Genomic DNA, 12,137 nt, shown 5'->3' with positions numbered 1-12,137 from the left:
GCAGTGTGGCTCGCCGCGCAGTCCATCGTCCCCGACTCCCACCAACCGACCGATATTCGGCCCGGTTTCGCCCCCGGTTCTCCTCGGGGCCGATGTCCCCACGTGGGTGGGCGGCAATGGGGCGAAGGGCGGGCGAGGTCGGGGTGTGGCCTTCACGCGGCGCGCCCTGCAGTGCTTCGCTGTTCGTGCGGGGGGAACCCAGGGGGAGGAGGCAGCGTGGACATCGATGTGATAACCGCTCCGCTCGTGGCGGTCGTGGGTGTCGTCGGCACTTTGATGTCCGCGCTGCTGACCCAACGGGCCGCCGACCGGAGCCAGCAGCGCGAACAGGAACGCGAGGACGGGGCGCGGAACCGGCGCATCGAGGCGCGAGAGCTGTGGGCGTGCTATGTGGCGCTCAACATCTCCGGCCGTCACTATCTGGCCGCTCTCACAGACCAGTTGTACGCACTCGGCCACGATGCAGAGCTGCCGAACGTGCGCCAACGGCTCACCGACGTGCGTGACGACCACAGGGAGGCTTACGCGGAGGCCCAGCTGATCCTCCCGGACCGGGTTCTCGACCACGCGGAGGCCGTAAGTCACGGGCTGGGCGCGGTCTACGGCATGGTCCGACGGCTTGACGACGGCACGCCGGAAACGGGGGACTCCCCGAGCGCGGCGCACGAGGAGATCCGTGCGTTGTGGGACCGACTGCGGGAGATGCGCAGGCAGATGAGGGCCGATCTGGCCGCCTCCCGGTCGGAATGCGGTCGTTGGCGGGGAGAAGCCGAGGAATCCGAAGTGTCACCCGCGAGTGATCGGCATAGTGAGGAGTGACCCACGTCCGCTGGGCTGTGGAGGGCCGCTGGGGCCCGGAGAGGCGGGATGCCGGTGAGCCGGGAGGAGAGTGGAGGTGTTCGGGGCCTGCGTGCCTGGGCCTTTGACGCCGCCGAGCGGGTGAAACGCCTGCTCCCCGGCATGGGGAGCGGGGCGCTGCCGCCCCGGACCCACGATGCCGTGGTGGCCGAACTCGAGCAGCTCGCGGGGCTGCTGGACCACGACGACAGCCTGCGTGGCGCGGTGAATGTCTGGCTGGCGGGTGCGCTGACCCTGCGGCACGCGGACGGCGACGGAGACCGGGCCGAGAGGCTGTTGAGAGAGGTCAGGGACCGTACGACGCCGCTGGGAGCGGCCGTGGGCGAGGAGGACCGGAGGTGGGCGGCGCTGTTCCTGATGAGTTGTCTCACGCCGATCAAGCCGCAGGCCGGGGAGTTCGGTTCGGCGCCCGACCTCTCCGGATATCTAGACTGGGTCGGTCGGGCGGGACCCGCCGGAATGATCGGCACGGCCACGGAGATCGGCGCGCTGATGACCGAAGTGGCGGAACTGCCCCTGCCGCCGAAGATGATCGGCTCCATGCGCCAGGCGCAGGCGCTCTTCACGTCCCCCTCGGCACAGGGGCTCTCCGATCTGATGAAGGGCATGATGCCTCCGGGGACGGAAGGTTCCCCGTTCGAGGCCCAGTTGCACCAGATGATGGAGCGGATGTTCGGCGCAATGGCGACCGCGGGCCAAGGCCCAGCCGCGTCCTCGCGGCCGCAACCGCAGTCAGACCCTGGCAGGCCGCCGGAGATGCGGCCGGAGCCGGTGGCATCGCGGCCCGCACCGGCTGTGGGTCCGGACCCGGACCCGGCCTCGCAGCCGGAGTCCGGGCACCGGCCGCTCCCCCGGATCGAGTTCACCCCCGAGGAGTTCCGGAACTCGATCGCCGTCCTGGACGCCGTCCACGGAGTGACCAAAGAGCTTGATTCGGTCCTGCAAAGCGGAAAGCCCAAGGAGCTCAACGCCTTCCTCAACAGGCTCCATTCGGCGCAGGACCTGCCCGTGCCGGACACGTGGGACACGACCCCGGGTCTGGAATCCATCAGGGCACTCCTCCTCGGGCTGAGTCCGGCCGTGGGCGGCACCCACCAGGACCAGTCGGCGGGCCGTGCCCATATGGACAAGGTCGTCCGGCACCTGGAGGGCTTTGGCGGATCGCTGCCACCGGGCTTGGGCGACCCAGCTGTTCTGGCCGCGGCGCTGCGGATCGGTTCCAGCGCGATGGAGGCGAGGGAGACCGAGGACGTCCCGGAACTCCACAAGCTCCTGAAGGAGGCCGAGGCCCTGGCAGCGGCCGTTCCCGAGGACGACCCGCTCCGGTTCGCGGTCGACGGTGCGCTCGGCGGGGTCCTCGGGGCGCTAGGTGTCGTGACCCTGGACGGGGAGACGCTGCTGCGGGCCCTGCACCACGTTGAGCTGGGGGCCGTCCGCCTCAAGGAGAGCGACGCGCCGTTCGCCGGTGCCGTGCCCGTGCCATCGATGCAGAGCATCGAGATGCTCCGTGCGGCTCTCAGCGGCGACCGGGACGTTCCGGTTCCCCATCTCCCTCCTCCTCTGCCGGACGCCTCGATGGAGGAGCGGTACAGATACGCGCTCTCCCTGGGCATACGGTTCGACCACGACGGCGACCCGGCGGTACTGGACGCCTGTATCGAGGAGTTCGAACGGCTTCGAGTTGGCATCCGGGACGGCATGGGACCGCGGTTCGCCGCCGACGCGCTGTGGCACCTGGCCGAGATGTACCATCTGCGCCGCCTTCGCACGAAGGACGTGCCCGACCCGGCGGCGGAGACCCGCACGTTGGAAGCCGCCGAGGCGGCGCTGGCCTCGCTCGCGGCCGACGTACTTCTCCAGACGGGGGCCGAACACGGGCTGCTGGCCGCCCGTACCGGTGCGAGAAGAGGCCTCAGGGCGGCCCGGATGGCGGCCTCGTACGGCAGGCTGCACGAGGCGGTGGCCTCCCTGGAAATGGGCAGGGCCCTGGTGCTGCAGTCGGCCTCCACCGCGTCGGCCGTGCCCGACCTACTGGAGGCCGCCGCCCGCCACGACCTCGCCGAAGCATGGCGGGCGGCCGACCGGGGCAGCGGCACCGACGACGAGGGAGAGGTACCCGGGCTGCTGTCGAGCACGCTGCGGCGTGAAGCTCTCGATGCCCTGGGCTACCGCCGGGGAGGCCTCCTGAACACGCCCACGTTGAGCGAGCTCGCGAACGGGCTCGCCGACGCGGGTGCGGACGTACTCCTCTATCTGGTGGCCGGTGACAACGAGGGCCCGGGCCTGGTGATTCTGGTGGGACCGGAAGCCGGAGTCGGAGCGGGAGCCCTTCACGACCTCATTGACGTCGAGGGCGGTCCCCTTGCCCGGTACGTCGAGGCGGCGGCAGCACACGACCGCAGTCCGGCCTACGGGTCCACCGCGGAGGCGTGGGAGGCGGCGCTGGAGGAGTTGTGCGACTGGGCGGCGCAAGAGCTGAGTCCGGTCCTGAACGGCATCGAGGAGCGTCTGGCGAAGACGGGCGGAGAGCGGGAGGGCCGGCCGCTCCGCGTCGTACTGGTGCCCTGCGGGCGCCTGGGGATCGTCCCGTGGCACGCCGCGAGGCTCCCGGAGGAGGCGGCTCACGACCGGCTCTGCCAGGCGGCGGTCATCAGCTACGCGGCATCCGCCAGCCAGTTCCTGCGGGCGGCGCGCCGCGCGATGCGGGATCCGGCCGCCGCCCCCGTTCTGCTGGCCGATCCGACGATGACTCTGTCGTACGCCGATACCGAGGTCACCACCCTGCGGGACGCCTTCTATCCGGATGCCCGGCTGTGCGGCGCGCTCTACGACGAGGAGCTGCCGCCGGGAGCGCCTGACGCGGTCCTGGGGTTCCTCCGCGACGGCACATCGCTGCTGCACGTCGTCTCGCACGGTGCGGCGGGCACCCGTCCCACGGTCTCGGCCCTGGACCTCGTAGCCGAGGACAAGCGCACGCCGGCCTCGTTGACGGTGACCCGACTGCTCGACCACGAGAGGCGACAGGACGACTCCGATGGGCCGTTGGTCGTACTGAGCGCTTGTCAGACCGACCTGAGCGCGCGAGATCACGACGAGGCGCTGACTCTCACCACGGCGTTCCTCGCCGCGGGCGCACGGGACGTCGTGGGATCGCGCTGGCTGGCCCAGGACAGCGCGTCCGCGCTCCTGATGGCCGTTTTCCACCACCACCTGGCCGTTGACGGGCTCAGCCCCGTCGACGCTTTGAGAGCGGCCCAGTTGTGGATGCTCGACCCCCGCCGCGAGAATCCGGGATCCCTCCGGGGCGATCTGCTCCGGGAGATGGAACAGCCGGGACTGGAGCGGACCGCGCTCTGGGCCACCTTCATCCATCAGGGGCATCCAGGCCCGGACACGGCGAACAGAGGAGAGGGAACCGTATGAACGAGGACGGCCGCGGGCCATCCGCGGAACCGCTGCTCGCCCTGATCGGCGATCACCGGGAGTCCATCCGCGAGGCGCTCGACGACACCCAGTACGCCCTGTTGCTCGCCCGCCTCGGCGAGCTCGCCGAGGCACCACCGGAAGAGACCATGGCGGTCCGCAGAGGGATCCGCGGCGTCGAACTGGCTCTGCGTCCACTGCCGTTCACGCACCCGTTGCGCGCCGCACTGGACAGGGTGCGGCTGGTCGCCGCGCCTCCCGGGCCGGAGACCGTGTCGAAGGCGCTGCGGCTGGTCAACCTGCTCGCGAACCCGGAGCCCGACCCGGACCCGGCACCAGCGCCAGCACCCGGTCCGCTACCGCGTCCGGCACCCGGCTCAGCACCCGGCTCGGCCTTCGCCGAGGATCACGCACCCGATCCACTGCTCGGGGAACCGGCCCTCTCGCCGGCCGAGGCGAGGGCCCGTTGCGGCGGTACGCCGCCACCCGAACTGATCAGACTACTGGACCCGCCGAATGGCGACTGCTACCCGGAGTTCCAGTTCCCCCGGGGCTGCGGCACCCCCCACGATGTCGTACTCAGGGTCAACCGGCTGCTTCTGGCCGACATCGATCCCCGCGGCGCCGCGTCGTGGTGGCTGGGCAGTAACACGTGGCTCGGCGGATCGCCCGCATCTCTGCTGGGACGGCTGCCCGACCAAGAGCTCGTGAGTGCGGCCGTCGCCCTCGTGGAGGGAGAGTGACGATGGCCTCTTCCGCGCCCCTGATCAGGTTCTTCCCCATGACCGAGGAGGAACTGCACCCCAACTTCAAGGTGATCCCGGCAGGCACGGAGCTGTGGCGGGTGCACAAGTCCAAGTACGGCGCCGGTCAGTTCAACCCGACTCTTGCGGACCTGCACTTCGGGGGAGGCCGCTTCGAAGGCACCCTGCTGGACCCGTACCACAGCCTGTACGTGGCCGACAACGCCCTGACGGCGCTCGCGGAGAGCGTGCTGCGCTCCGTCCCCTGGACCGGGGAGAGGCGGCTGATCCCCTACGTCACCGTTCACGGCAGGTCGCTGAGCGTGCTGCGCACCACGTGCGAGCTGCGAGTGGTCTCGCTGGTCAAGGAGGTGGACCTGGCCGCCGTTCACCGGACCGCCGACCTCCTGGACGACGAGAGGAGTTACGCGAAGGCGAGGCGCTGGTCGAGCGAGATCCGCGCTCAGGCGCCCGACGCCATGGGGCTGGTGTGGCAATCCCGGCGCAACCGGCCCGAGGACGCCATCGTGCTCTTCCACGACCGCTTCGACGACTGCCACTGCAAGGCCCTGGAGGGGCTGGAGGGACAGGGCATCGCGGACCTCGGCTCCCCGGCAGGCCTCAAGGAGGTGAACCGGATCCTCGACCCGTTGTGGGCGGAAGTGTCGCAGCCCGAGGGTTGGTGAGGCGTGGCCGGACATCGGACCGGGCGCCCGGCCACGGCTTGTCAGCCCGGGAAGGTGGTGCCAACGTGAGCGCATGGCATCACCTCTTCCCGATTACGCCACGCTCCTCGCCGAGTTGAAGGATGTCAGGCTCGCGGGTCTGACCCGGCTGAGAGGGCGCGCGTTGCCTGTGCTCGACGCGGCTGCGGAGGCGGTCTCCTCCGACGCCGCGCGGGCGACGAGCGCACCCATGGAGGTGCTGCTGCGGAGCGCGGTGGCCCGCCTGGACGCGGGGACACTGCGCACTGCGGCCGAGTACACCCTGGGTCTGGCCCAGGGCACCCGGGACTGGCCGGCCTCCTCCCGCCGGGCCAGGGCGGCCTCGGTCTACGGATTGAGCGTCGAACGGTTCCGCAAGGATCAGGAGGTGATGGTTCTCGGCCAGGTCGCCGAGCACATCCTGCTGTTGGTAGCCGACCGGGCGGGAGCCGAGTCCTCCGTCACCGCGGGGGACTCAGGCGCCGCGGGCACCCATCGGTCCGTGGAGGTCCGGACGGGCGGTCGACGGATCGTTCTCACGGTGCACGTCCATCCCGTGGACCTGCTGCGTGACGTGGACGTGGTCGTCTCCCCGTCCAACGTCTACTTGGCGCTGCCCGAGGAGTACAAGTCGTCCGTCGCCGCGTCACTGCGCAGGGCGGCCGCCCAGCACGGAGTGACGGGGGAGATCCTGGCCGACCCACTGCCGACGGAGCTGCGCACGTGGGCGCAGCAGCACGGCACTTCGGGACGTGCTGTGCGGCCGGGCACCGTGGTGGCCACCGGGGCGGGGGCGTTGGCCGAGCAGGGAGTGCGGCGCATCTACCACGCGGCGATCGCCGTGCCCCGGGCCGGTACCAACGACTACGACGTGCTGGCGGCCGACGTCACCCGGGCCGTGTCCCGGGCCATGCGGATGCTCGACGACGAACACCGGAGCCATACGCCGCCGTTGCGGTCGGTGTGTTTCCCGCTGCTCGGCTCGGGCCGCGGCGGACTGTCGTACGAGGGCAGTCTGGGAGCCATCTGGGCCGCGGTGGAGGCGGAGTTGGCGCGCGGGGCGGACTGGGACGTGCACTTCGTGGTGCGCACGCCCGAAGCGGCGGCTCTGGTCGAGGGCATCCCCGCCGGAATCCGCCCGGTGTACGACCGAAGACCGACCGGTTGACCCGGTGCAATGGAAGTACGCCGGTGCCCGACGGGCACGGGCGATGCTCAGGGAGTACGGGGAGATCTTGATGGGGGTAATCCCAGCCGAAGCGGTTGCGGTTGCGGTTGCGGTTGCGGTTGCGGTTGCGGTTGCGGTTGCGGTTGCGGTTGCGGTTGCGGCGAGAGTGCGTGAAGGGCGTCGCGACGGGGCAAACCTCGGCTGTCGCGGCACCGGTGTGGGCGCATGAGCCGCGGAATGGAGAAGTGGGGCCACGGGGCCGCTGGCCGGGTCGTCACCTGGCCGGCACCCGACGCGTACGTCTTGGTCGAAGGGGTGCTGCTGCGGATGTCGATGGACGCACCGGGGATGGTGCCGGGCACGGAGGTCGTCGTGCGCCACGACGCCGCGCGGAACCAGCTCCTCGCCCACGCGTCGGAGGCGGCCCGCCTGGACCGGGGCGGGGCGTGCGGCGATGAGTGAGCCCGGCTTCGGACTGGCGGAGGGCTACGACGAGCGGCAGCCCGTGGTCCTGCTCCTCGATACCTCGGCCTCCATGGGAAGCCCGGCCGACAACCCCCGGATACGCGAGCTCAGCGAGGCACTGGCCGGCTGGTTCGAAGGAGTACGGACGGAGCCGAGGCTGAGAGCGCGGGTGGAAGTGTGCCTGATCACCTTCGACTCACGGGTGCGGGTCTACGACCCGGACCGGAAGCGACTGGTCCCGGTCGGCGAAGCCCCGCCGGACCGGCTGTTCGTGCCGGTGGACGAGGTGCGCCCACCCCGGCTGGAGGCGTTCGGGCTCACCCGGATGACGGAGGCCGTCGAGACCGGGCTCGACCTGGCCCAGGAGCGCTACAGGACGCTCCAGGCACGGCACGTCCAGGTGCGCAGGCCGTTCCTGTGGGTACTGACGGACGGGGCGCCGAGCGACGGCGCCGGGGAGCCGATGGCGCCGGCCGCCCTGGCCGGTACGGCGGAGAGGGTGCGCCGGGGCGGGGAGCGGGGCGAGTGCGTGCTCCAGGCGATCGGGGTACACGGTGCTGATCTGGAGCTGCTGGAGGTCCTGGCCCCCAGGGGGACGTACATGCTCGAGGACATGAGTTTCGAGCAGATCCTCGACATACTCTTCAGGAGCTCCGACGTGTCCGGCCCGCTCCAGGCCGTCGACGAGATCCAGAGCCAGACGGACCAGCTCGTGCAGTGGCAACGACGCCTGCGGCAGCTTGAGGACAGGCACCGGTGATCGTGGCCGGGGCCGTCGTCCAGGGGACCGCGCACCTGGCCCGCGGCCAGGGCTGCCAGGACGCCTTCAGGGCGGTCGACCTGGGCACGTCGGCGGTGCTGGCGGTCGCGGACGGCGCCGGCGGCCAGAAGCGCAGCGCGCTCGGCGCGCACATCGCCGTGGACGCGGCCTGCCGCGCCCTGGCAGAGGACATACCGGACGCGGGGGACGGTCCGGAGGCCTGGATGGAGTGGACGGCCCAGGCCGGCGCAAGGGTGGTGAGGGACTACCAGCGAGCCGTTGAAGGCATGTTGTCGACGGACGAACCATGCGTGCCGGAGGAGGCCCGCGCCCTCGCCGCCACGCTGGCCGCGGCGGTCGTACGGCCACCCTGGGTGGCCTTCCTTGCGGTGGGCGACTGCTTCGGGACGTTACTGACCCACGAGCCCGTCGGCTCCGCTCCGGCTCGCGAGGCACGTGAACGGTGCCACCTGGTCCTGCCTCCGCCCCCTCCCGGCGCGGCGGAGACGGTCTTCCTCTCTTCGCCCGGGGCTGCTCTACGGATCCGGTCGTTCGTGGTCTGGGAACCGCAGCTGAGCGGTGTCGTGCTCGCCACCGACGGCTGCGCCCCCCTGACCCTCGACCATCCCTCCGTACGCCAACTCCCGTCCGAGGCAGGGCCCTTGCCCTCCGAACGGTTCTTCTGCGGGCTGGCGGCGACGCTGCGCGCCAACGGCGGTGACGCCGCACCCCTGCACGCCCTGCTATCCAGGCCGGAGGCGGCACGGTCCGGCGACGACCTGACCGTGCTGTGCGCCCTGACGGACGGCGGGTGACGGTGGCCCTCACGGCGGTTTCCGACAGCGGACGCACATGGCACCTCACACAGCAGGTCGGCAGCGGCTCGGAGGGGGTCGTCTACCTGGTGGACGACGCCCGGCCGCTGGTGGTCAAGCTCGCCCTCGACCCGCCCGACCCCGCCGCCTACCGGCGCCGCGTCGTCCGGCTGGTGCGCCGCCGCCGCCTACCGCGCGCCGTCCGGGTCCTTTCCGCGACACCCACCCGGGTCGCCTGGCCGATGGCCCCAGTCCGGGCCGGCGGCCCTGGCCGCGACGGAATGGACGGCTATTTGATGACCGACATGCGCCACACCCACCAGCCGTTCACACGTCTGCTGACCCCGCAGGCCCGCCGCACCTTCTTCCCGGGATCGACGTGGGCCACCGCGCTCGCGGCCTCCCTTTCGCTCGCACGTCTCCTCGCGGATCTGCACGCCGAGGGCTACGTGGTGGGTGACCTGAAACCGGACAATCTCTGGGTCGACGCGCGCGGCAGGGTGGGCATCGCCGACGTGGACTCTTGGCAGTTCACCGACGGGGGCGAGCTCTTCCCCGGACGGATGAGCAGCCCGGGCCACACGGCACCGGAGCGGATCGAGGCCCCCGCCGGCACCGCGCCCGACCGGGCGTCCGACGACTTCGTCCTCGCGGTCCTGGTCCACCAGTTGCTGATGTGCGGGCTCCACCCGTTCGCCGGGCACCCCGGGACGGGCGGCGACTACCTCTCGTACGACGACAACGTCCTGCACAGCAGGTGCCGCCTGCTCGACCGCACCTCGGTGGTCCTGCCTCGTTCCGCGCCACCCGTCGACTTGCTCCCGAGGCGCCTCACCGCCCTCTTCCGGGCCGCGTTCGGCGGGGTCCGGCCCGCCGCGTCGGTCTGGGCCGAGGCACTGGCCACGGAGTCGGACCCGGCCCGGCTGCGGACCTGCCGAAAGGACGTCTTACACGTACATACGGCGGAGCGCCCCTGGTGCCCCTGGTGCGACCTCGCCGAGCGCGGGGCGGACAACTGTACGCCGCTCGCCGCTCCGGACCCGCCGCGGCGTACCGACGGCGCGACGCCGAACCTCACGGACGCGAGCGACGGGAAGGACACGGAGGACGACACCGCATGACGGAGATGAGACGGCTCTCGCTGGCGCGGACGCTCGACCGCTGCACCGTCCTGGGGCCGGGGGTCAGAGCCGTGATCTGGGTGCAGGGCTGCCCGCTGCGCTGCCGGGGCTGCGTGGCGGCGGAGACACTGCCCTTCGAAGGGGGCAACGAACACACCGTGGAACAACTCGCAGACTGGCTCTGTGGGTTGACCGACGTCAAGGGAGTGACCCTCTCCGGCGGCGAGCCCTTCGCCCAGGCGGGGCCACTGGCCTCGCTGATCGACGCCGTCCGGGAACGGCGTCCGGATTTCAGCGCGATGGCATACTCCGGATTCCGGTACGAGGCCCTGCTGCGTGGCGACCCGGACCGACGCGCGCTACTGCGCCGCCTCGACCTGCTCGTCGACGGTCCGTACGTGGCGTCCGCGCGGCACGGACTACGCTGGCGCGGCTCGTCCAACCAGCGCGTCATCGCGCTCACCGGACGCCACGACCACCTGGATACCGTGCCGGACACCAGCGCGGGCGTCGAACTGTCCGTGGCGGCTGACGGATCACTGTCCTGGGCGGGGGTGCCGCCGACCCCCGGCTTCCGGGAGGCATTCGAGGAACGACTGGCGGCACGGGGCTTCGTCCTGCGCGCCGAGGTACGGAGGAAAGCATGAGCGGATCACCGAAGTACAGCGCTGTCACCGTCGCCCCGGCCTACGCGCGGATCGAAGCGGAGCGGCGCCGAGCCCGCGAGGCGGCGCGTCGGCGGCGGGAGGCGGAGCGCGCCGAGGAACGGGCCCGGCGAGCTGCCGAGCAGGCCCGGGAAGTGGCAGCGCGCCGGGAGCTGGCCAGGGCGGGCGCCGAGCGCAGGAGAGCGCGGCTGGACCATCAGCGGGAGGAGCAACAGCGTTCCCACGCTGCCAAGTTGCGTCAGGATCAGGCCGACGCCGACGTGCGTGGGTTGACCGGGGTACGCGAACTGCTCGACCGGGTCCGCGCGGAGGACTCCGAGGTCCGGGAACTGCGGCATCGGCTGGACCTTCTGCTGAGCCGCGCCGGCATGACCGAGGATCTCGGCGGGGCGATCGAGGAGCTGCGCGGCCGGGTGGTCCTGCTCGGCCATGAGTGGGACTCCACCGTCCGCAGCGCCGGCCACGGAGCGGTTCTGGCCGGCCTGGAGGAACGGCTTGCCCGGCTCGGACAGGAAGCCGGGGAACAGGATCCGCAGGGGCACCGGCGCTGCCGCGACCTCCTCGACGAGCTGCGTGCCTCGGCCGGACCGGGTGCGGAGACCAGGTTCCAGGCGCTGCTCGGAACCGCGGAGCACGCACTCGTACGGTTCGCCGCGACCGCCGAGGACCGGGCCGCCGAGAGGCGGCGCGAGGCGGAGCGGGTACGGGAGGTCCGGCGGCTGGAGGAGGAACGCGCCGCGGAGCAGGAGGCTGCGCGACAGGCGGCACTGGAAGTCGGACAGGAGCTCCTGGCCGCAGAGCTCACCGAGGCGAGGGACCGGCTCGGCGTGGTGGCGGGAGCGGTGAGGGAAGCAGCGGCCGAGGCGAGAGCGCTCGACGGCCCCGAACTCGCCGAGCGGATGGAGGCAGCGCTCAGCGCCGTCACCACCCCGCTCGCGGCGGGGGCGGCGGCAGAGGCGCTGACGGCGGTCGCGGCGCTGGAGGACCTGCTCGCCGGCACCGAAGTGCTGCTGGACGAGATGCATGTGGCGGACAAGCGCCGCATGGACCTGGCGCAGGCCCTGCAGGACGCCATGATCGGCGAGGGCTTCGCCTTCACAGGCGGAGAGCAGCGGGCCGGAGATCTGCTGCTCAGCTTCGAGCGTCCGAGCGGATCGACCTACCGGACCACGATCACCACGGAGGACGGGGGCGCCCCCGTCCTCGTCTACCAGATCGACGGCGAACCCGATATCACCTTCCGGCCGGATCCCGAGGGCGCTCGGTGCGACCGCACGGAGGACCTCTTGGAGCGGGTGCACGAGGCGATCGTCGAAGGGCACGGGTTCGTACCCGGACAGATCACCTGGCAGGGCAAGCCGCGTCGGCCGGACGGACGGCCCCAGGCCGCTCAGGACTGGAGGTGGACCCGGTGA

At 71.6% G+C, this 12,137-nt stretch carries 11 protein-coding genes; all 11 read left to right on the top strand.

Annotated features, from left to right (window positions below; genetic code table 11):
- Positions 1-216: 216 nt before the first annotated feature.
- The 11 genes from ACIQM0_RS37075 to ACIQM0_RS37025 all read left to right on the top strand — a co-directional run bounded on the left by ACIQM0_RS37075 (position 217) and on the right by ACIQM0_RS37025 (position 12,137).
- A complete protein-coding gene (locus ACIQM0_RS37075; RefSeq protein WP_401295220.1) occupies positions 217-819 on the top strand; it encodes a hypothetical protein in 603 nt (200 codons plus the stop codon).
- Between the two features lie 183 nt (positions 820-1,002).
- Complete coding sequence (locus ACIQM0_RS37070) at positions 1,003-4,281, top strand: CHAT domain-containing protein (protein ID WP_401295218.1); 3,279 nt, start codon at positions 1,003-1,005, stop codon at positions 4,279-4,281.
- Positions 4,278-5,024 (top strand): hypothetical protein, encoded by a 747-nt coding sequence (locus ACIQM0_RS37065; protein ID WP_401295216.1) that lies wholly within the window; start codon positions 4,278-4,280, stop codon positions 5,022-5,024. Before ACIQM0_RS37070 ends, ACIQM0_RS37065 begins: the two co-directional genes overlap by 4 nt.
- Before the next feature lie 2 nt (positions 5,025-5,026).
- Complete coding sequence (locus ACIQM0_RS37060; RefSeq protein WP_401295214.1) at positions 5,027-5,710, top strand: RES family NAD+ phosphorylase; 684 nt, start codon at positions 5,027-5,029, stop codon at positions 5,708-5,710.
- A gap of 73 nt (positions 5,711-5,783) precedes the next feature.
- Positions 5,784-6,896, top strand: coding sequence for a macro domain-containing protein (locus tag ACIQM0_RS37055; protein WP_401295212.1), 1,113 nt, complete (start codon positions 5,784-5,786; stop codon positions 6,894-6,896).
- Between the two features lie 225 nt (positions 6,897-7,121).
- Positions 7,122-7,358, top strand: a complete 237-nt coding sequence (locus ACIQM0_RS37050; RefSeq protein ID WP_401295210.1) for a hypothetical protein — start codon at positions 7,122-7,124, stop codon at positions 7,356-7,358.
- A complete protein-coding gene (locus tag ACIQM0_RS37045) occupies positions 7,351-8,121 on the top strand; it encodes a hypothetical protein (protein ID WP_401295208.1) in 771 nt (256 codons plus the stop codon). The genes ACIQM0_RS37050 and ACIQM0_RS37045 overlap by 8 nt, the downstream gene beginning before the upstream one ends.
- Positions 8,118-8,936, top strand: a complete 819-nt coding sequence (locus ACIQM0_RS37040; protein ID WP_401295207.1) for a protein phosphatase 2C domain-containing protein — start codon at positions 8,118-8,120, stop codon at positions 8,934-8,936. The genes ACIQM0_RS37045 and ACIQM0_RS37040 overlap by 4 nt, the downstream gene beginning before the upstream one ends.
- The gene (locus ACIQM0_RS37035) at positions 8,933-10,057 is read left to right on the top strand and encodes a hypothetical protein (protein WP_401295205.1); all 1,125 of its coding nucleotides are present in this window, start codon (positions 8,933-8,935) and stop codon (positions 10,055-10,057) included. Before ACIQM0_RS37040 ends, ACIQM0_RS37035 begins: the two co-directional genes overlap by 4 nt.
- Complete coding sequence (locus ACIQM0_RS37030; protein ID WP_401295203.1) at positions 10,054-10,704, top strand: 4Fe-4S single cluster domain-containing protein; 651 nt, start codon at positions 10,054-10,056, stop codon at positions 10,702-10,704. The genes ACIQM0_RS37035 and ACIQM0_RS37030 overlap by 4 nt, the downstream gene beginning before the upstream one ends.
- Positions 10,701-12,137: a hypothetical protein gene (locus ACIQM0_RS37025; protein ID WP_401295201.1), complete on the top strand. Its 1,437-nt coding sequence runs from the start codon at positions 10,701-10,703 to the stop codon at positions 12,135-12,137. The genes ACIQM0_RS37030 and ACIQM0_RS37025 overlap by 4 nt, the downstream gene beginning before the upstream one ends.

This window comes from Streptomyces sp. NPDC091387 (assembly GCF_044756945.1).
Taxonomy (GTDB): Bacteria; Actinomycetota; Actinomycetes; order Streptomycetales; family Streptomycetaceae; genus Streptomyces.
This window is presented reverse-complemented; position numbering and strand designations above follow the sequence as displayed.

Bases quoted from the DNA above. Each gene is read 5' to 3' on its own strand.
- ACIQM0_RS37055 (WP_401295212.1), top strand. From the start codon at position 5,784: ATGGCATCACCTCTTCCCGATTACGCCACGCTCCTCGCCGAGTTGAAG.
- ACIQM0_RS37050 (WP_401295210.1), top strand. From the start codon at position 7,122: ATGAGCCGCGGAATGGAGAAGTGGGGCCACGGGGCCGCTGGCCGGGTC.
- ACIQM0_RS37060 (WP_401295214.1), top strand. From the start codon at position 5,027: ATGGCCTCTTCCGCGCCCCTGATCAGGTTCTTCCCCATGACCGAGGAG.
- ACIQM0_RS37025 (WP_401295201.1), top strand. From the start codon at position 10,701: ATGAGCGGATCACCGAAGTACAGCGCTGTCACCGTCGCCCCGGCCTAC.
- ACIQM0_RS37030 (WP_401295203.1), top strand. From the start codon at position 10,054: ATGACGGAGATGAGACGGCTCTCGCTGGCGCGGACGCTCGACCGCTGC.
- ACIQM0_RS37065 (WP_401295216.1), top strand. From the start codon at position 4,278: ATGAACGAGGACGGCCGCGGGCCATCCGCGGAACCGCTGCTCGCCCTG.
- ACIQM0_RS37045 (WP_401295208.1), top strand. From the start codon at position 7,351: ATGAGTGAGCCCGGCTTCGGACTGGCGGAGGGCTACGACGAGCGGCAG.